The organism is Bradyrhizobium sp. KBS0727, from assembly GCF_005937885.2.
Lineage (GTDB): Bacteria > Pseudomonadota > Alphaproteobacteria > Rhizobiales > Xanthobacteraceae > Bradyrhizobium.
Genome location: NZ_CP042176.1, coordinates 3902860 through 3921961 on the forward strand (window position 1 = coordinate 3902860; position 19102 = coordinate 3921961).

Sequence of the window (19102 nt, forward strand, 5' to 3'; positions counted from 1 at the left end):
TGCTGTTACAATCGGTGTCGTGAACAGGGGCGGCTCCCGGATGCGCCGGCGTCACGCCACGTGCGGCACCGCGTCGAACCGCGAGACCACAATATCCCGCTTGGTCTCATCGACGCGCACCGTCATGTCGAAGCGGTCGTCGTGCAATTCCTTGGCCAGAACCTCGGCGTTGCGATGCAGCCAACTGATGCCCGCGCCATCCGATGCCTCGATCGACAGATCGAGCGTAATCCGGCTGGCCGCCAGCCGGTCCTCGATCGCCGTCAGGAGCGCATCGATCCCTTCGCCGGTTTCGGCGGAGACCAGGTAGCACGGCCGCTCCGGCGGACTACGGGCGGCGATGTTGCGCAGGTTTTCGCGTTCCTCGGGATCGAAACGATCGATCTTGTTCCAGACCTCGAGGAGGCGTGCGCCGGCATCGGGATCGATGCCGAGCTGACGCAGCACGGCTTCGACGTCGCGCTCCTGCGCCTCCGCATCCTCATGCGAGATGTCGCGGACATGCAGGATGATATCGGCCTCCAGCACCTCTTCCAGCGTGGCGCGAAATGCGGCGACGAGTTGCGTAGGCAGATTGGAGATGAAACCGACGGTGTCCGACAGCATCGCCTTGCCGCCGTGCGGCAGGCTCAGTGCGCGCAGGGTCGGATCGAGGGTGGCAAACAGCATGTCGGCGGCCTGCACCTCGGCGCGCGTGAGCCGATTGAACAGCGTCGACTTGCCGGCATTGGTGTAGCCGACCAGCGCCACCACGCGGTACGGCACGCGCTGCCGCCCGGCGCGGTGCAGCCGCCGCGTCGCCTGCACCTTCTTGATTTCGTTTTCCAGCCGCGTGATGCGATCACCGATCAGGCGGCGGTCGGCTTCGATCTGGGTCTCGCCGGGACCGCCCATGAAGCCGAAACCGCCACGCTGACGCTCCAGATGGGTCCAGGACCGCACCAGCCGGCTGCGCTGATAATTCAGATGCGCAAGCTCGACCTGAAGCGAGCCTTCCTTGGTCTTGGCGCGGCGGCCGAAAATTTCCAGGATCAGTCCGGTGCGATCCAGCACCTTGGTGTTCCAGGCCTTCTCGAGGTTGCGCTGCTGGATCGGCGACAGCGCGCAATCCATCACCACCAGTTCGATGTTGTGGCCGGCGATGAGACCCGTGATCTCCTCGACCTTGCCCTTGCCGAGATAGGTTGCAGGGCGGATCTGGCTGATCGGCGCGATCAGCGCTTCCACGACGGCAAGGTCGATGGCGCGCGCGAGCCCGGCGGCCTCGTCGATGCGCGCTTCGGAATCGCGCACGCCATCGTTCGTCTGCGCCTCGGCATCGCCGCGGCGCATCCGCAAATACGGGCCGATGACAATCACCCGCCCGGTTTCGCCGCCCCCTGCCGACCTCGGTCGATCGGCGGCCGCCTCACGGTCCAGGGGTTCCAATCAGATCACTCTCAAGCCGGAGCATCCTCGCCGCCCTCGAACAACTGGATCGGAGCGCCGGGCATGATGGTCGAGATCGCATGCTTGTAGACAAGCTGCGAATGACCGTCGCGCCGCAGCAACAGGCAGAAATTGTCGAACCAGGTGACAATCCCTTGCAGCTTCACTCCGTTGACCAGGAAGATCGTGAGTGGCGTTTTGGTTTTACGAACGTGGTTGAGGAAGGTGTCTTGTAGATTTTGTGCGCGGTCTGCCGCCATTGTTTTTATCCCGCCGTCTTGTGTTTCTTTTTATTAAACCGGTTGTTGCTCTCTCACGGAGCCTCCCCCGATCGCCGTCCACCCCTGAGATCCCCCTCCGGTCGGCTCGGCGGTACGATTAGAGGGCACGCGCGGTTTTTAGGCAAGCCGGTTCGCGCGTCACCCACGAGGAACCTGCTTTTCATTCTCCGCAAAAGTACGGAAAGAGATGAATATTCCCAAGCATTTGCATGGATCGCCGTCCGCGCAGGAGTGCGGCAGGTCGAGCCCTACCCCACTCCCAGTGCCTTGAGCTTGCGGTGCAGGGCCGAGCGCTCCATGCCGACGAATTCCGCCGTTCGCGAAATATTGCCGGAGAATCGGCTGATCTGGGCAATCAGATAATCGCGTTCAAAGACTTCCCGTGCCTCGCGGAGCGGCAGCCCCATGATATGTTCGCCGTTGTTGCTGGTCGGCATCGCCGGCACCATCGAACCGACGTCCTGCGGCAGCATGTCGGCGGTGATGATCGCTTCCGGACCGCCGCCGGCGAGAATCATCACGCGCTCGACGTTGTTGCGGAGCTGGCGCACGTTGCCGGGCCAGACATGTGACTGCAGCACCGCCATCGCGTCCTGGCCGATCTGGCGTTTCGGCAGGCCGCTGGCCGCCGAAATCTGGTCCATGAAATAGTCGATCAGCTCGGGAATGTCCTCGCGGCGCTCCGACAGCGGCGGTACCCTAATCGGCACCACCGAGAGCCGGTGATAAAGATCCTCCCGGAACCGCCCTTCCGCGATTTCTTCCTCCAGATTACGCGCGGTCGAGGAAACGATCCGGACGTCGACATGCACCTTGGCGGTGCCGCCGGAACGCTGAAAAGTCTGATCGACCAGCACGCGAAGAATCTTGTTCTGGGTCTCGCGCGGCATGTCGGCGATTTCGTCGATGAACAGCGTGCCGCTATGGGCCTCTTCCAGCGCGCCGGGCTTGCGCGCCTGCTCGCCGTTCGACTCCTCGATCCCGAACAGTTCGACTTCCATCCGCTCCGGCGTGATCGCGGCAGCATTGATCACGACGAACGGTCCTTCGGCTCGACTTGAGGCATGATGCAGCGTGCGCGCCGCCAGTTCCTTGCCTGAACCGGAGGGGCCGACGATCAGGATGCGGCTGTTGGCCTTGGCGGCCCGGTCGATGGTCTGGCGCAGTTGGTTCATGCACGCCGAACGCCCGGTCAGAACGCTGGCGGCGGGCGCCAGTTGTTTCAGTTCCTTCACCTCGCGCTTGAGCCGCGAGGTTTCCAGGGCCCGTGTCGCGACCAGGATCAGCCGGTCCGACTTGAAAGGCTTTTCAATGAAGTCATAGGCGCCGCGCTTGATCGCCGCGACCGCGGTTTCGATGTTGCCGTGGCCGGAGATCATCACCACGGGCACGTCGGCGTGATCCTTCTTGATCTGCTCGAGCAACTGAAGGCCGTCGAGCTTGGAGCCCTGCAGCCAGATATCGAGAAACACCAGGTGCGGCCGCCGGTTGGTAATCTCCGCGAGCGCCGAATCGCTGTCGCGCGCCGTCCTGGTCTGGAAGCCCTCATCCTCCAGAATACCCGCAACGAGATCGCGGATATCTGCCTCGTCGTCGACAATCAGAATGTCACTGGCCATGGGTTACACCTGTCTTGTCAGTTGCCGGTTGCGGCTTGGATTTTTGTGTCATCATTGGTCGCAGTACCAGCCTCGTTGGTTTCGGAGGCAGGCACCTTTGTTTCGCTGCCCGGCTCGCTCGTTTGCCGAGCCTGCTCTTTCGCCTCGCCCTTCGCTGCCTGCCCGGTTACGGAAAACCGTAGCCGCATCCAGGCGCCGCGCTGACCGGGACGGAAATCGGAGGCGTCCTTGAGTTCGATGCGACCGCCATGGTCTTCGAGCACGCGGCCGACGATCGCGAGGCCCAGCCCGGTGCCCTTCTGGCGCGTCGTGACATAAGGCTCCAGCAAGCGGGCGCGGCTCACCTTGGGCAGACCGATGCCGTTGTCGATCACGTCGATCAGGATGTCGTCGTTCTCGCGCGTCGCGATGACATCGATGCGCCCCTTGCCGAGTTCTTCCGGCGGAACCTGTTCGATCGCTTCGGTCGCATTCTTGATGATGTTGGTCAGCGCCTGCGAAATCAGTCGGCGGTCGAACTGCGCCCGCATCGGATCCTGCTTGATGTCGGCCACGATATCGAGATCGGGATGTCCGACCTTCATCAGGAACACCGCCTGGCGCACGGTATCGGCGACGTCCTCGCCCTCCATCACCGGCTTCGGCATCCGCGCGAAGCGGGAGAATTCGTCTACCATCCGCCTGATGTCGTCGACCTGTCGCACGATGGTGTCGGTACACTGCTCGAAGATGCCTTTGTCCTCGACGATGACCTTGCCGAATTTGCGGCGGATACGTTCGGCCGAAAGCTGGATCGGCGTCAGCGGATTCTTGATTTCATGGGCGATGCGGCGGGCGACGTCGCCCCAGGCCGAGGTGCGCTGCGCGGAGACGAGATCGGTGATGTCGTCGAGCGTGATGATGTAGCTGTCGCGCGAATGGCTGGTCTGTTCGGCGCTGACGCGAACCGACAGATTGCGCTCCTGGCCGTCGCGCGTGATGGTGATCTGGCCCTGGACCAGGCGCTGGGTGCCCTCGCGCGCGGTTTTCATCATGTCATCGAGCTCGGGCAGCACGTCCGACAGCGGGTGGTCCAGCGTTTCCGATTCGGCGTGGCCGATCAGCTTTTCGGCCGAGCGGTTCAGAATACCGACGCTGCCGGAGGCATCGACGCCGATGATGCCGGCGCTGGCCGACGACAGCACTGCCTCGATGAAGCGGCGGCGGCTGTCGATCAGGTCCGAGGCGCTCACCAGTTCGTCGCGCTGGGTGCGCAATTCCTGCGTCATCTTGTTGAAGGTCTGGCCGAGCTGGGCGAGATCGCCCTCGGATTTGTGGACCGGCACCTGCACGTGCAGGTCGCCGGTCGACACGATATTGGCGGCGCTCATCAGGTTACGGATCGGCGCCACCAGCCAGTTGGCGAAATTCAGGCCGATCAGCACTGACGCCATCAGGATGGTCAGTGCAATCACCGCGAACATCAGCGCGAAGGCGACCTGAATGCCGAGCCGGCGCGATTCGATCTGGGCGTATTCGGCGACGCTGGCCTCGGTTTGCTTGAGCTGCGCCACCACGTGGGGATCGAGCAGGCGCGCCACATAGAGGAAGGTATTGCTGAACGTCCGCAGCCTGATCACCGCTGCGACGTAGTTAGCCTCCGGAAATACCGCGATCTGAGGCTCGTTTTCATCGACATTGCTGAGGAAGTCCGGTGCGGGCGTCGTAAACTCCTCCCGGATACCCGTCTGCGCCGTCTCCAGAACGTGCCCGTCCTTGTCGAGCAACATGGCGCCCGGCAAATTGCGAGACGCCGCGTTGGCCGTCAGCAACTCCCTGAACGACCTGCGGTCCTGGTCGAACAGGGTTCGTTGCGCCGGGTTTCCGAGATCGTTGGCCATTCCCAGGATGTCACCGCGAATGAGCTGGGCATGCTCATAGGTATAGGCGCGCGCCACGATCAGCGAATTCTGCATGACCTCCTTGGTCGGACCCGAGAACAGCCGGTCGAGACCACGGTCGATGGTGACGTTGGCGACGACCGCCACCAGCACCGCCGGCAACACTGCGATGACAGAGAACAGGCTGACAATCTGGACGTGCAGCCGCGCCGCCGCCCGGCCGCGGCGCCGGGCCTGAATCACCAGCCAGACTTCGCGGACGATGATGCCGATCAGCAGCAGAATGGTCGCCGCATTGATCAGCAGGAAGGAATAGACGACATGGCGGGTCGGCTCGATCGGCGTCAGGCCGCTCAGCACCATGAAGGTCAGGAACGCCGACAGCAGTGCGATTCCGACCGCAAACGGCGCCACCCACTTCCGCAGGATTCCTCCCGTGGATTCGGTAAGCGACGGGTCGAACGATGGCGCCGAGGTCTCTGCGGTGGTCATTCCGGCAATCGGTGTGATGAAAGACTTGAGGTCCGCTGGCTGCGGACTGATGCATTCATACCACAATGTTGCCAAATTACGACAATTCCGCGGCGCATCCGGCCGCGAAACCAATCGATCCCCAGCGGCTATCGGCCCCATTGCGCGGCGGTTGGCCCCCCGCGCAATGGAATGGTGTCAGCCGCCGCTCCGGTAGACCTGAATATCGAGGTCACGGATCTTCTTGCGCAGGGTATTGCGGTTCAGCCCGAGCAGGTCGGCCGCGCGGATCTGGTTGCCGCGGGTAGCCGCCAGCGCCGCCGTCAGCAGCGGTACCTCGATCTCTTTCAGGATGCGATGGTAGAGGCCGGGCGGCGGTACGCCGTTCGGAAAGCCGGAGAAGTGCGAGGACAGATAGGCCTCGACCGCGCCGCCGAGATTTTCCACCCCCAGCGGGGCATTGCCACCCGATGCGACGGCCGGCGGCGCCAGCTCGCCATCGATCACCGAGCCCGTGATCACGTCCTGCGGGTAGAGTGCAGCCAGCCGCCGCGCGAGGTTTTCCAGCTCGCGCACGTTGCCCGGCCAGCGATGCTGCTTGAGCCGTTCCAGCGCCAGCGTGTCCAGCTTCTTCGGCGGCAGTCCGTCCTTTTCCGCCAGCGAGAAGAAATGCCGGATCAGGTCGGGCAGATCCTCGATCCGTTCGCGCAACGGCGGCAGCCGCAGCGGCACCACGTTGAGGCGGAAGAACAGATCTTCCCGGAACAGGCCCTGCTGAATCAGGATGCGCAAGTCCTTGTTGCTCGCGGCAACGATCCGCACATCGGTCTTGATCGGGGTCCGGCCGCCGACGGTGGTGTACTCGCCCTGCTGCAGCACCCGCAGCAGTCGCGTCTGCGCTTCCATCGGCATGTCGCCGATTTCGTCGAGGAACAGCGTGCCGCCTTCGGCCTGCTCGAACCGGCCGGAAGCGCGGGTATTCGCGCCGGTGAACGCGCCGCGCTCATGGCCGAACAATTCCGATTCAATGAGGTCGCGCGGGATCGCCGCCATGTTGACCGCGACGAACGGGCCGTTACGGCGCTTGCCGTAGTCGTGCAGCGCGCGGGCGACCAGTTCCTTGCCGGTGCCGGATTCGCCGGAGATCATCACGGTGAGGTCGGTCTGCATCAGCCGCGCCAGCACCCGGTAGATTTCCTGCATCGCCGGCGAGCGGCCGACCAGCGGGATCGAATCGAATTCACCCTCGTCGGGTGCGTGTGCCACCCGCTCCTTCGGCTCCGCCAAAGCGCGGCCGACGATGGTGATCAGCTCCTTCAGATCGAACGGCTTCGGCAGATATTCATAGGCGCCGCGCTCCGAGGCCCGGATCGCCGTCATGAAGGTATTCTGCGCACTCATGACGATGACGGGCAGGTTCGGCCGCATCTTCTTGATCCGCGGCAGCAGGTCGAACGCGTTTTCGTCGGGCATCACCACGTCGGTGATGACGAGATCGCCTTCGCCCTGGCTGACCCACCGCCACAGCGTCGCTGCGTTTCCGGTCAGGCGCACCTCATAGCCGGCGCGCGAGAGAGCCTGGTTCAGAACCGTGCGGATGGCGGTGTCGTCATCAGCAACTAGAATACTACCTGCGGGCATTGTTATTCCTCATCTTGCATTGTCTGAGGCAGGCGACGGCGTACCCGAAACGTCATCGCGATTGCTTTGGTCGAAATGTTTGGTGGAGTTGAACATCGGTAGCAGCACGCGGAACGTGGTCTTCCGCGGCTGGGATTCGCATTCGATGATGCCGCCGTGATCGCCGACGATCTTGGCCACCAGCGCCAGCCCGAGCCCGCTGCCGGTCTGCTTGGTCGTGACAAAGGGGTCGAACAGGTTCGGCAGCAGATCTTCCGGCACGCCGGAGCCGTTGTCCTTGACGCAGAATTCGAGCGGCAGCGACACCCGCGATTTCTTGCCCGGCACCGACAGCCGGACGCCGGGCCGAAACGCGGTGGTAAGCTGGATTTCCGCATCGCTGCCGAGATCGGCGACCGCTTCGGCGGCGTTCTTCACCAGGTTGAGGAACACCTGGATCAACTGGTCCTGATTGGCCAGCACCGGCGGCAGTGACGGGTCGTAGTCCTCGACGAAGCGGATGTTTCGGGCAAAGCCGGATTGCGCCAGCCGTTTGACGTGGTCGAGCACGGAATGGATGTTAACCGGGCCGCGCGCCACCGGGCGATCGTCGCCGAACACTTCCATGCGGTCGACCAGCGTCACGATACGGTCGGCCTCGTCGCAAATCAGCCGGGTCAGCATGCGGTCTTCGGACGAGGCCGCCTGCTCGAGCAATTGCGCAGCGCCTCGGATCCCCGACAGCGGGTTCTTGATTTCATGGGCCAGCATCGCCGCCAAGGCGATCACCGAACGCGCCGCGCTGCGATGCGTCAGTTGCCGGTCCATCTTGTCGGCGATGGTGCGCTCCTGCAGCATGACAACGATATGGCCAGGCCGCTCCGTCAGCGGAGCCACGTGAAGATCGACCTGCCGATCGCCGCCGATCCGCGGCGTGCCGAGATCGACCTTGTATTCATTGACCGGCGAGCCGCTCGATCGCACCTGATCGATCAGCGCCAGCAGCGGACTGCCGAACGGCACCAGCTCCTTCAGCGATTGCCGCCGCAGGAACTGGGTCGAAATCTCGAAGAAGGATTCGGCGGCGATGTTGGCGTCGACAATGCGGCCGTCCGGCGCCACCAGCAGCACGGGATTGGGCAATGCGTTGAGGATCGCCTCACCGTCGGTGGGCAGGTGCCGGCGATGTTCTGCGACGGACGTCATGCAGCTGCACTCCAAGCAAAATCGTCGAACGCGTCCTGGAGCGATCGATGCACCCGGTGCGGATCCTCCGACGTCAGAATGTTCTGACGCCAGGTCTTGAGTTTTTCGGCCGGGGCTCGGCTGCACTGCGCTGCGACCTCCAGCGCCCAGCCGAGATGCTTGCGCGCGTGCTTCAAGCCGATGCGCAATCCATATAGTCGGCAGACCTCGTCATAGAGGGCGCGAATATGCGCGAGCTGTTCGGCGAGATCAGGTGAGGATTCGGCTTTTCCGGTTTCAAGCCGGCGTCCGATCTGGCCCGGCAACCACGGCTGGCCCTGTGCGCCGCGGCCGATCATCACGGCATCGGCGCCCGACATATCGAGCGCGCGCACCGCCTTTTCGAACGAGGTGATGTCGCCGTTGACGACGAGCGGAACCGAGACCGCGTCCTTGACGGCGCGCACCGCGCCCCAATCCGCCTCGCCCTTGTAGAACTGGCAACGCGTGCGCCCGTGCACCGTGATCATCTGCACGCCGGCGGCTTCGGCGCGACGTGCCAGTTCGGGCGCGTTCTGCGAACGATCGTCCCAGCCGAGCCGCATCTTCAGCGTCACCGGCACCTTCACTGCCGATATCGTCGCTTCGATGAGTTTCAGCGCGTGATCGAGATCGCGCATCAGCGCCGATCCGGACTGGCCGCCAGTCACGTGGCGCGCGGGACAGCCCATGTTGATGTCGATGATGTCGGCGCCCGCGGCTTCCGCGACCCTCGCCCCTTCCGCCATCCAGTGCGTTTCGCAGCCGGCGAGTTGAACCACATGGGTTCCGATGCCGGTCGCCTCGCAGCGCAGCCGCGACATCGGCCTGCCGTTCACGAGGTCGTCGCTCGCGGTCATCTCTGACACCACCAACCCGGCGCCGAGGGCGGCGGCGAGTCGTCGAAAGGGAGCGTCAGTGACACCAGACATCGGCGCCAGGAGAACCCGATTGGCGACGGCAATCTCGCGTATTTTCAACGGCTTATGGCGTGAACTTTCCAGGCCGGTCACGGAGTTCTCATGGTTGGCGCGGCAGCGTCATTGCAACCGTCGACGCATATTGTGAGCACAAATCTTGTGCAGTCAAGCTTCATGCCTACACTTTAGACAGTTCTATCATTTGTGCAAGTGCACTGCAACAAAATCTGCTTTTCCCACAGCTATTGGGAATCGCTCTGTTTTTGCGCATTCGGCATGGTAAGGGCTGTGCGCCAGCGAACGCCGCAACGCCGTCCCTCAACCCCAATTCGTCCGTCATTGAGTCTGATGCCCAAATCCAAGCGTACAGCCGCCATCCTCGTCGCAGCCGGGCGCGGCCTTCGCGCCGGCGCCGGCGGGCCCAAGCAATACCGCACTATCGGCGGCCAGACCGTCATCTTCCGCGCCATGGAGGCGTTTTGCGAGCACCCGGACGTGTTCGCCGTGCAGCCCGTGGTCAACCCCGATGACGCCGCGATCTTCAACGAGGCCGTAGCGGGGCTGCGCCATCAGCCTCCGACCAACGGCGGTGCGACGCGCCAGGCCTCGGTGCATGCCGGTCTTGAGGCGCTGGCCGCCGAGAAGCCCGACATCGTTTTGATCCACGACGCCGCCCGTCCCTTCGTGACGCCGGCGGTGATTTCGCGCGCGATCGCCGCCGCGGAGCGCACCGGCGCCGCGGTTCCGGCGATCGCCGTCACCGATACCATCAAGCAGGTCGGTGATACCGGCGATGTCGAGGCGACGCCTGAACGCGCGCGGCTGCGGATCGCGCAAACGCCGCAAGCGTTTCGCTTCGACGTCATCCTCGAGGCTCATCGCCGCGCTGCGCGCGACGGCCGCGGCGATTTCACCGACGATGCGGCGCTCGCCGAGTGGGCGGGATTGACGGTGGCGACCTTTGAAGGCGATCCTGCGAACATGAAACTGACCACCCCCGAAGACTTCGTCCGCGAGGAAGCCCGCCTCGCCAGCCAGTTCGGCGACATCAGGACCGGCACCGGCTATGACGTACATGCCTTCGGCGATGGTGATCACCTGATGATCTGCGGCGTCCGCGTGCCGCACACACGCGGCTTTCTCGCCCATTCCGACGGCGATGTCGGCCTGCATGCTCTGGTCGACGCCATCCTCGGCGCGCTGGCGGACGGCGACATCGGCTCGCATTTTCCGCCCAGCGACATCAAGTGGAAGGGTGCCGCGTCCGACAAATTCCTCAAATACGCCATCGAGCGCGTCACCGCGCGCGGCGGCCGGATCGCCAATCTCGAGGTCACGCTGATCTGCGAGCGTCCGAAGATCGGTCCCCTTCGCGACGCCATGCGCGCACGCATTGCCGAGATCACCGGCGTCAACGTCTCGCGCGTCGCCGTCAAGGCGACCACCAGCGAGCGGCTCGGCTTTACCGGCCGCGAGGAAGGCATCGCCGCGACCGCCAGCGCCACCATCCGTTTGCCCTGGAGCGAATAGCATGAGCGGCAGCGACGCCCGCGCCCTCTCCCGCTCGCTGCTCGACCTGTGCCGGATGCGCAAGCTGACGGTTGCGACCGCTGAATCCTGTACCGGCGGCCTCGTCGCCGGCGCGCTGACTGACATTCCCGGTTCCTCCGACGTGATCGATCGCGGCTTCGTCACCTATTCCAACGACGCCAAGCGCGCGATGCTCGGCGTCAAGGCGACCACGCTGGCGACCTTCGGCGCCGTCAGCAAGGAAACCGCCACCGCGATGGCGATCGGCGCGTTGGAACGCGCCGGCGTCGATCTCGCGGTATCCATTACCGGTATCGCCGGTCCCGGAGGTGCGACGCCGGGCAAGCCGGTCGGCCTGGTGCATTTCGCCGTCGCCGCCCGCGACGGCCGCATCCTGCACCGCGAATGCCGGTTCGGCGCCATCGGCCGCACCACCGTGCGCCAGCGCTCCGTGGTCGAGGCCCTGCGCATGCTGATGGAACTGGCGCGCGGACCGCAGGCGCCGGCGAAGCCACGCCGCGCTGCCGCGAGCCGGCTGCGCCCCCGCGTCGCCCGGACGCCCCGCGGCGGCGCCGTCAAACGCCGGCGGCCGCCAGCACCGCGCTAGCCCTTGCCGTACACCGCATCGGCGCGCTTCTCGAACGCTGCCGCAAAGCGCTGGAACGCCGCGTCGAACATCGTGCCCATCAACATCGCCAGCATCCGGCTCTTGAATTCGTAGCTGAGGAAAAACCCGACGTCGCAGTCGGTTTCGGACCGAGGCTCAAAGGTCCAGCGGTTTTCGAGATTGCTGAACGGCCCCTTCAGGTACTCGACCAGGATCTTGAGGTTCGGCCGGTCCAGCGTCACCCGGCTGGTGAAGGATTCCCGCACCAGCTTGAACGACACCGTCATGTCGGCGACGACGATCTCGGTACCGTCGGGCTTTGGCGTGCGCTGGCGGATCTTCAGCGAATGGCACAGCGGCACGAATTCCGGATAGCGCTCGACGTCGGCGACCAGATCGAACATTTGGGCCGCGGTGTGATGAACCCGGCGTTTGCTGGAAAATCTCGGCATCGGCTCAACGCGACAGTGCAGCCCGGGCCGCTTGCAGTTTGGCGAAATCGTCGCCGGCGTGGTGCGACGAGCGGGTCAGCGGGCTCGCCGACACCATCAGGAAACCCTTGGTATAGGCGACCTTCTCGTAGCCCGCGAATTCGTCCGGGGTCACATAACGCATCACGGCGTGATGCTTGCGGGTCGGCTGCAGGTATTGCCCGATGGTGAGGAAATCGACGTCCGCCGAACGCAAGTCGTCCATCACCTGCAGCACCTCGTGCCGCTCCTCGCCGAGGCCGACCATGATGCCGGACTTGGTGAAGATGGTGGGATCGATTTCCTTGACCCGCTGCAACAGCCGGATCGAATGGAAGTAGCGCGCGCCCGGGCGGACCGTGAGATAACGCGATGGCACGGTTTCCAGATTGTGGTTGAACACGTCGGGCTTGGCCTTGGCGACCACTTCGAGCGCGCCTTCCTTGCGCAGGAAATCCGGGGTCAGAATTTCGATCGTGGTGGTCGGGCAGCGGGCGCGGATCGCGCGGATGGTCTCTGCGAAATGTTCGGCGCCGCCATCGCCGAGATCGTCGCGATCGACCGAGGTGATGACGATATGGGCAAGCCCGAGCTTGAAGGTCGCTTCCGCGACATGTTCCGGCTCCGACGCATCGAGCGCGCCGGGCATGCCGGTCTTGACGTTGCAGAACGCGCAGGCACGGGTGCAGGTGTCGCCCATGATCATGAAGGTGGCGTGCTTCTTGTCCCAGCACTCGCCGATGTTCGGGCAGCCGGCCTCCTCGCACACCGTGACGAGACCGTTCTCCTTGACGATTTTCCGCGTGTCGGCGTAGCCGCGGGTGTTCGGCGCCCGCACCCGGATCCAGTCCGGCTTTGGCGGCGACAGCGCGTCCGGCCGGTTCACCTTTTCGGGGTGACGCGGGCGTACCTGGTTGGTGGAGACGGTATCGACAAGGACGACCATGTTAAGTCCGGCAGTTGCTGAAACACCTAGCTAGTCCGTGTCGCCGACGGCCGCAACCCGATTGCGGAATACCGCCATCCGATTGCGGAAGTCCGCAATCCGGCATCGCCGAAGCTAGCAGAAACGTGCAAGATATTGACAGTTTTCACCTGTTCCACAGCGATTCTCACCTGAAATGGTTCGAAGTCCCAAGCCGGCCGTTGCCGCCGCCCGCAGCCTCGGCAAGCCGCTGAAACGCTCGTTTTTTGCCCGCAGCGTGCACGAGGTCGCACCCGACCTGATCGGGGCGACGCTGCTGGTCGACGGCGTCGGCGGCATCATTGTCGAGGTCGAGGCCTATCACCATACCGAACCCGCCGCGCACTCCTTCAACGGGCCGACGCCCCGCAACATGGTGATGTTCGGCCCTCCCGGCTTTTCCTACGTCTACCGCTCCTACGGCATCCACTGGTGCGTCAACTTCGTCTGCGAAAAGGAAGGCTCGGCCAGCGCGGTGCTGATCCGCGCACTGGAGCCGACCCACGGCATTCCAGCGATGCGCCGCCGTCGCGGCCTGCACGACGAGCGGGCGCTGTGTTCCGGCCCCGGAAAACTCTGCGAAGCGCTCGGCATTACCATCGCGCACAGCGAACTGCCGCTCGATGCCTCGCCGTTCGCGCTGCATGCGCGCATGGGGAAGCCCGAGATCGTCGCCGGCGTGCGGATCGGGATTACCAAGGCCGTCGATCTGCCATGGCGGTATGGGCTGAAGGACTCGCGGTTTCTGAGCAAGCGATTTTGACAATGGGCGCATCGAAGCTGTCACGGTGAGAGACTGTCGTTCCGGGGCGTGCGAAGCACGAACCCGGAACTTCGAGATTCCGGGTTCGCCGCGTTGCGGCGCCCCGGAATGACGGGGGATGCAAACATACGACTTCGCAATCTCGCGGCATGATCTGCCCGAAGTTTTTCATTTCGTTTGCCCTCTCAGAAGATAGAGGGCGCGGGGAAGACCGGGTGCGCGCTGCACCCGCGGTCTCGCGTGCGATAGATGCAACAAGATGTGCACACGAGCATACAGGTTCAGCGGAGAACACCCGGCCTCCCCCACGCAATGGCTTTACGGCTTATACGTGATCGCCCTGGTGACCGGCTTGCTTGCCACCATCATCATTGGAAACTTTCGCTTCCGCCGACTTGACGCCAGCACCGGGACGTCAGGCCCATACGACTTCGCCGTACGCTTTTGCCGCGCTCGTCAGTCGCAGCCTTCGCGTCCATCGCATCCCACCGCACGGTCGTGACGATCGCGATCGCCCCTCTTGTCGCGGTAGACGGGCGGAGTTGAACTCCTGATTTGCCCGACGGAGCAACGGGAATATTTTTTCGAAGAGGGCTGGACAGACTTTGGGTGATTTGCCCGACGGGTTGATTTGTCGCAGAGCGGGAAATGAATTCGTCATTGCGCGCGCAAGCGAAGCAGTGCATGCGGCCACCCGCCGAAACCGACGAGAATACGTGCGTCAAGCCAAGCGCAGTGAGCCCCCTCTTACACCGCGTGATGGCAGACCGCCTCGATCCGGTTGCCGTCGGGATCGCGCAGGAACGCGGCGTAGTAGGAAGCGTGGTAGTCGCGCAGGCCCGGCACGCCGTCATCCTTGCCGCCGGCGGCGATGCCGGCGTCCCAGAACGCGTCGACCTGGGTCCGCCACTTCGCCTTGAAGCACCAATGACGGCCGAGGGCGTCCTCCGGCTTTGGGCCCTTGCGGATCGTGAGATAAACGCGGTCGGGATAGGCCGAACGTGCCCGCTCGCCATAGCCGAGCCAGTCGTCGCGGCGGCCGACCTTGACGACATCGAGCGTCTTCATGATGGCGTCATAGAACCGCTCGGCCGCGGCGATGTCGGATACGGTGATGGAGACGTGGTCGAGCATTGTTGGCTCCGCTAAAGGATTCAGCTCCTTCGTCCGACTTCGTCATGCCCGGCCTTGCGCCGGGCATCCACGTCTTCGGCCCACAGCAACAAGAAAGACGTGGATGGCCGGGACGAAGCCCGGCCATGACGGAGACCCCGTTCAAGACGCTTTCTTCAGCCGCTCCAGCGCCTCAAGAATCTTCGCTTTACGCGCGACCGCAGCCTCGCGTTTTTCCTTTTCCTCTTCCACGATCTCGTCTGGCGCATTCGCCACGAATTTCTCGTTGCCGAGCTTGGCGTCAACGCGCTTGATGTCGGCGTCGGCCTTGACGATTTCCTTGTCGAGCCGGGCCTTCTCGGCGGCTAGATCGATCACGCCCTTCAGCGGCAGCGCCACCACTTCGCCGCGCACCAGGAGTTGCACGGCGCCTTCCGGCGCGCGATCGGCGATGGAAATCTCGGCCAGGCGCGCCAGGCGCTTGACGATGTCGTTCCAGCGCTGCGCGCGCTCCCTGGTCTCGGACGATGCGCCCGGCAGCACCAGCGGGATCAGGGTCGCGGGCGGAATGTTCATTTCCGAACGCACCGAGCGAATGGCGGTGACGAGATCGACCACCCAGCCGATTTCGGCTTCCGCTGCCGGATCGCTGAAATCCCCGGCGTCGAGCGCGCGGATGACCGGCGGAATGATCGCGTCGCTGGGGCTCGCGATCGCGATCGAGGCCAGTTGCTCGGCGGACAAGCCCTTGCGCGGCCATTCGGCCAGCACCAGCAGCCCATCGCGTTTGGCCGTCACCGCCCAGAGTTCCTCGGTGATGAAGGGCATGAACGGATGCAGCAACTTGAGAATCTCGTCGCGCGCCCAGGCGACCATGGCGCGGGTCTCGGCCTTGGCGGCGCCCTCCTCGCCCATCAGTACCGGCTTCGCCAGCTCCAGATACCAGTCGCAATAGACATTCCAGACGAAACGGTAGATCGCACCGGCGGCATCGTTGAAGCGATAGGCCTCGATCGCCTCGGTGACCTCGCGCGTGGCGCGCGACGTCTCGTGCGCGATCCAGCGGTTCAGGGTTTCCTTTGCGTCGTGCGCATCGAAACCGGCCGGCTTGTCGCAGCCGTTCATCTCGGCAAAGCGGCAGGCGTTCCACAGCTTGGTTGCAAAGTTGCGATTGGTTTCGACGAGCTGCGGCGAGAGCTTGATGTCGTGGCTGTGGGCAGCCCCACGCGCCAGCGCAAAGCGCAGCGCGTCGGCGCCGAAGTCATCGATGACGCCCAGGGGATCGATGACGTTGCCTTTCGACTTCGACATCTTGGCGCCCTTCTCGTCACGGACGAGACGGTGGATATAGACCGTCGAGAACGGCGCCTCCTTCATGAAATGGAGGCCCATCATCATCATGCGGGCGACCCAGAAGAAGATGATGTCCCAGCCGGTGACCAGCACGTTGGTCGGGTAATAGCGCTTCACTTCCGCCGTATCGTCGGGCCAGCCCAGCGTCGAGAACGGCCACAGCCCTGAGGAGAACCAGGTGTCGAGCACGTCCTCGTCGCGGACGATGAAGCCCTCGCGCTTGGCAGGGTCCTGCGCCATCTCCTCGCCCTGCTCCGGCGTGATGACTTCCTGCTCGACGTAATAGCCGAGCGCGTTGCCGACGGCTTCCTCCTCGGTCTCGGCGACGAACACCTTGCCGTCGGGCCCGTACCAGGCCGGGATCTGATGGCCCCACCAGAGCTGACGCGAAATGCACCAGGGCTGGATGTTTTCCATCCATTCGAAATAGGTCTTTTCCCAGTTCTTCGGCACGAACGCCGTTGCGCCGGAGCGCACGGCGGCAATGGCCGGCTGCGCCATGGTCTTGGCGTCGACGTACCACTGGTCGGTCAGATAGGGCTCGATGACAGCGCCGGAACGATCGCCGTGCGGCACCATGTGCGTGTTCGGCTCGATCCGCTCCAGGAAACCGAAATCCTCCAGCCGCGCCACGATCTGTTTTCGCGCCGCAAAACGATCGACATGGTTCAGCTCTTCGGCGAGCTGGGCGGCGCCTTCCGGCAGGCCGCGCAGATAATCCTCGTTATCGACGAGCGCGAGACGGCCTTCGCGATCGAGCACGCTGATCTGCGGCAGCCCATGCCGCTTGCCGACCTCGAAGTCGTTGAAGTCGTGTGCCGGCGTGATCTTGACCGCGCCCGATCCCTTCTCGGGATCGGCATAGTCGTCACCGACGATCGGAATCCGGCGGCCGACCAGCGGCAGGATCACATGCTGGCCGATCAGATGCCCGAGACTCTCATTCTCCGGATGCACCGCCACGGCGGTATCGCCCAGCATCGTTTCGGGACGCGTGGTCGCGACCACGATAAAGGTCGAGGCGTCGTCGGGATTGAAGGTCTTGCCCTCGATCGGATAGCGCAGATACCAGAGATTTCCTTTGACCTCGGTCTGTACTACCTCGAGATCGGAGATCGCGGTGAGCAGTTTCGGATCCCAGTTGACCAGCCGCTTGTCTTTGTAGATCAGGCCTTCGCGGTGCAGTTCGACGAACACCTTCACGACCGCGCGCGACAGCCCTTCGTCCATGGTGAAGCGTTCACGCGACCAGTCGCAGGACGCACCGAGCCGCTTGAGCTGGTTGACGATGACGCCGCCGCTCTCCGCCTTCCACTGCCAGACGCGTTCGAGGAATTTGGCGCGCCCCATGTCGCGCCGGCCCGGCTCCTGCCGTTCCAGCAACTGCCGCTCGACCACCATCTGGGTCGCGATCCCGGCGTGATCGGTGCCGGGCTGCCACAGCACGTCACGGCCGCGCATCCGCTCGAAGCGGCACAGGATGTCCTGCAGCGTGTTATTGAGCGCGTGGCCCATGTGCAGCGAGCCGGTGACGTTCGGCGGCGGGATCACGATGGTGAACGGTGCCGCGTCCTTCCGTTCGGGCCGGCCGGCCTTGAAGGCGCCGCTCGCCTCCCATATGGCGGACATGCGGCTTTCGATATCGGCGGGCTGGTAGTTTTTCTCGATCATGACAACGCTGTTGAATCTGGAGGGCGTTTTGGACCGCCACCTGACCCGGCTAGCGGGCTAGAAAACGTGTCAAAACAATGAGCTAGCGCCCGATTTGGATGTGGACGGAACCGGACAGGTCCCTAGAAAGCCACTGGGAAGCCGCAAGTCAACCTGACCGGCCGCAAGAAGCCGCAATAAAGCCGGTCGGGGTGGCTGAATCAGGGCCGGACGCGGGTTCGCCGGGTGCTGGAGCCCCGTTCCGATGGAATCGGAACGGGGCTCCAAGTTTTTATTTGACGCGTTTTCTTGACGCGAACCAGTTTCCACCCACGGATCAAGTCCGAGGGCGTGCTTCGCTGGAAAACGCTCTAGCGTCCGCGCGACACCCGTTCGATCTCGGCCTTGACGATGCGCTCCACCAATCCCGGCAGATTGTCGTCGAGCCAGGATTTCAGCATCGGCCGCAGCATTTCCTTGACCAGGTCTTCCAGCGTCCGCGCGTTGTTGCTCAGCACGGTGTTGGCCAACGAATTGAAGGCGGATTCGACCGCTGACACCGTCGAGTGCGACAGCATCTGCTGCAGTGGTGGTGCGGGTGCGCTTTCAAACGGCGGCGGCTCGTAGGCCGGCTGCCGGTGCAGCGCCCTGGCGCCCGCGCTCTCGGAAAATTCGAGGTCGTCCTGCGGATCGATCTTGTGGAATGAAGCGGCTTGGGGAGCGGCTGGCGTCGGATCCGGCAACGCCATGTCGTCGGTGAGCTCGAACACGTCGGCTTCGGGTTGAGCTTCGGGCTGTGACGGCCTTATGTCTGCCTCGGGCGTTGCCGCGTCGAGGCTTGCCAGCATCGCATCGATGTCATCCTGGTTGTTGCTGACGGCTGGCTCGGGCGCAGGCGGTGGCGCGGGCTTGGCAACGGCGGCGGGCTTTGGCGCCGGAGCAAAGGCCGACGGCGGGATATCCTTCATCGCGGGCTTGGCCGGTGTCTCCGGCCTGGCTGCCGCGGCCCGGCTCACTGCCTTTTCTGCCGGCTTCTCGGCGGACGCAGGCTTTTCGGCAGAAGCAGGCTTGGCCTCGTCGTCGGCAATGATGCGACGGATCGACGCCAGAATCTCCTCCATCGAGGGCTCTTGGACCTTTGCAGGTTGCGTCATCTCCGACTCCACATCGAAACCAATTTACACCAAGCCAGGAAGGATTTTCCGGTTC

The 19102-nt window shown here is 64.0% G+C and carries 15 protein-coding genes; 3 read left to right on the plus strand and 12 right to left on the minus strand.

Annotation, left to right across the window (positions count from 1 at the left end; genetic code table 11):
• Positions 1-51: 51 nt before the first annotated feature.
• The 7 genes from hflX to dusB all read right to left on the minus strand — a co-directional run bounded on the left by hflX (position 52) and on the right by dusB (position 9503).
• Positions 52-1428, minus strand: a complete 1377-nt coding sequence (gene hflX / locus FFI89_RS18045) for a GTPase HflX (RefSeq protein WP_138838845.1) — start codon at positions 1426-1428, stop codon at positions 52-54.
• Between the two features lie 11 nt (positions 1429-1439).
• Positions 1440-1688, minus strand: coding sequence for an RNA chaperone Hfq (hfq, locus tag FFI89_RS18050; protein WP_006020546.1), 249 nt, complete (start codon positions 1686-1688; stop codon positions 1440-1442).
• Positions 1689-1957: 269 nt separating this feature from the next.
• Positions 1958-3328 carry a sigma-54 dependent transcriptional regulator gene (locus FFI89_RS18055; RefSeq protein WP_138838847.1) on the minus strand — a complete coding sequence of 457 codons (1371 nt, stop codon included), beginning with the start codon at positions 3326-3328 and terminating at the stop codon, positions 1958-1960.
• A 17-nt stretch (positions 3329-3345) separates the two neighbouring features.
• On the minus strand, positions 3346-5700 hold the full coding sequence (locus tag FFI89_RS18060) for a PAS domain-containing sensor histidine kinase (protein ID WP_168212927.1): 2355 nt from the start codon (positions 5698-5700) through the stop codon (positions 3346-3348).
• A gap of 177 nt (positions 5701-5877) precedes the next feature.
• Positions 5878-7320, minus strand: a complete 1443-nt coding sequence (gene ntrC / locus FFI89_RS18065; RefSeq protein WP_138838851.1) for a nitrogen regulation protein NR(I) — start codon at positions 7318-7320, stop codon at positions 5878-5880.
• Between the two features lie 9 nt (positions 7321-7329).
• Positions 7330-8505 (minus strand): nitrogen regulation protein NR(II), encoded by a 1176-nt coding sequence (locus tag FFI89_RS18070; protein ID WP_138838853.1) that lies wholly within the window; start codon positions 8503-8505, stop codon positions 7330-7332.
• Positions 8502-9503: a tRNA dihydrouridine synthase DusB gene (gene dusB / locus FFI89_RS18075; RefSeq protein ID WP_138839370.1), complete on the minus strand. Its 1002-nt coding sequence runs from the start codon at positions 9501-9503 to the stop codon at positions 8502-8504. The genes FFI89_RS18070 and dusB overlap by 4 nt, the downstream gene beginning before the upstream one ends.
• 288 nt (positions 9504-9791) lie before the next feature.
• On the opposite strand from dusB, the gene FFI89_RS18080 reads away from it, so the two are divergent.
• Both FFI89_RS18080 and FFI89_RS18085 read left to right on the plus strand, forming a co-directional pair.
• Positions 9792-10973 (plus strand): bifunctional 2-C-methyl-D-erythritol 4-phosphate cytidylyltransferase/2-C-methyl-D-erythritol 2,4-cyclodiphosphate synthase, encoded by a 1182-nt coding sequence (locus FFI89_RS18080; RefSeq protein WP_138838856.1) that lies wholly within the window; start codon positions 9792-9794, stop codon positions 10971-10973.
• A 1-nt stretch (position 10974) separates the two neighbouring features.
• Positions 10975-11580, plus strand: a complete 606-nt coding sequence (locus tag FFI89_RS18085; RefSeq protein WP_138838858.1) for a CinA family protein — start codon at positions 10975-10977, stop codon at positions 11578-11580.
• On the opposite strand, the gene FFI89_RS18090 is transcribed toward FFI89_RS18085, so the two are convergent.
• The gene (locus FFI89_RS18090; protein WP_138838860.1) at positions 11577-12032 is read right to left on the minus strand and encodes a type II toxin-antitoxin system RatA family toxin; all 456 of its coding nucleotides are present in this window, start codon (positions 12030-12032) and stop codon (positions 11577-11579) included. The genes FFI89_RS18085 and FFI89_RS18090 overlap by 4 nt on opposite strands.
• 4 nt (positions 12033-12036) lie before the next feature.
• Positions 12037-12996 (minus strand): lipoyl synthase, encoded by a 960-nt coding sequence (gene lipA, locus FFI89_RS18095; protein ID WP_138838862.1) that lies wholly within the window; start codon positions 12994-12996, stop codon positions 12037-12039.
• A gap of 175 nt (positions 12997-13171) precedes the next feature.
• On the opposite strand from lipA, the gene FFI89_RS18100 reads away from it, so the two are divergent.
• Positions 13172-13777, plus strand: coding sequence for a DNA-3-methyladenine glycosylase (locus tag FFI89_RS18100; protein ID WP_138838864.1), 606 nt, complete (start codon positions 13172-13174; stop codon positions 13775-13777).
• A gap of 747 nt (positions 13778-14524) precedes the next feature.
• Here the strand turns inward: FFI89_RS18100 and FFI89_RS18105 are convergent.
• The 3 genes from FFI89_RS18105 to FFI89_RS18115 all read right to left on the minus strand — a co-directional run bounded on the left by FFI89_RS18105 (position 14525) and on the right by FFI89_RS18115 (position 19047).
• Positions 14525-14911 (minus strand): VOC family protein, encoded by a 387-nt coding sequence (locus FFI89_RS18105; RefSeq protein ID WP_138838866.1) that lies wholly within the window; start codon positions 14909-14911, stop codon positions 14525-14527.
• Positions 14912-15052: 141 nt separating this feature from the next.
• Positions 15053-17914 (minus strand): valine--tRNA ligase, encoded by a 2862-nt coding sequence (locus tag FFI89_RS18110; RefSeq protein ID WP_138838868.1) that lies wholly within the window; start codon positions 17912-17914, stop codon positions 15053-15055.
• A gap of 350 nt (positions 17915-18264) precedes the next feature.
• The gene (locus FFI89_RS18115) at positions 18265-19047 is read right to left on the minus strand and encodes a PopZ family protein (protein ID WP_138838870.1); all 783 of its coding nucleotides are present in this window, start codon (positions 19045-19047) and stop codon (positions 18265-18267) included.
• Positions 19048-19102 lie beyond the last annotated feature (55 nt).

What these genes read in the sequence shown, in the direction of transcription:
- hfq (WP_006020546.1), bottom strand. Translation starts at nt 1,688, where the DNA reads ATGGCGGCAGACCGCGCACAAAATCTACAAGACACCTTCCTCAACCAC.
- FFI89_RS18055 (WP_138838847.1), bottom strand. Translation starts at nt 3,328, where the DNA reads ATGGCCAGTGACATTCTGATTGTCGACGACGAGGCAGATATCCGCGAT.
- FFI89_RS18060 (WP_168212927.1), bottom strand. Translation starts at nt 5,700, where the DNA reads ATGACCACCGCAGAGACCTCGGCGCCATCGTTCGACCCGTCGCTTACC.
- ntrC (WP_138838851.1), bottom strand. Translation starts at nt 7,320, where the DNA reads ATGCCCGCAGGTAGTATTCTAGTTGCTGATGACGACACCGCCATCCGC.
- FFI89_RS18070 (WP_138838853.1), bottom strand. Translation starts at nt 8,505, where the DNA reads ATGACGTCCGTCGCAGAACATCGCCGGCACCTGCCCACCGACGGTGAG.
- FFI89_RS18080 (WP_138838856.1), top strand. Translation starts at nt 9,792, where the DNA reads ATGCCCAAATCCAAGCGTACAGCCGCCATCCTCGTCGCAGCCGGGCGC.
- FFI89_RS18085 (WP_138838858.1), top strand. Translation starts at nt 10,975, where the DNA reads ATGAGCGGCAGCGACGCCCGCGCCCTCTCCCGCTCGCTGCTCGACCTG.
- FFI89_RS18090 (WP_138838860.1), bottom strand. Translation starts at nt 12,032, where the DNA reads ATGCCGAGATTTTCCAGCAAACGCCGGGTTCATCACACCGCGGCCCAA.
- lipA (WP_138838862.1), bottom strand. Translation starts at nt 12,996, where the DNA reads ATGGTCGTCCTTGTCGATACCGTCTCCACCAACCAGGTACGCCCGCGT.
- FFI89_RS18100 (WP_138838864.1), top strand. Translation starts at nt 13,172, where the DNA reads ATGGTTCGAAGTCCCAAGCCGGCCGTTGCCGCCGCCCGCAGCCTCGGC.
- FFI89_RS18105 (WP_138838866.1), bottom strand. Translation starts at nt 14,911, where the DNA reads ATGCTCGACCACGTCTCCATCACCGTATCCGACATCGCCGCGGCCGAG.
- FFI89_RS18110 (WP_138838868.1), bottom strand. Translation starts at nt 17,914, where the DNA reads ATGATCGAGAAAAACTACCAGCCCGCCGATATCGAAAGCCGCATGTCC.
- FFI89_RS18115 (WP_138838870.1), bottom strand. Translation starts at nt 19,047, where the DNA reads ATGACGCAACCTGCAAAGGTCCAAGAGCCCTCGATGGAGGAGATTCTG.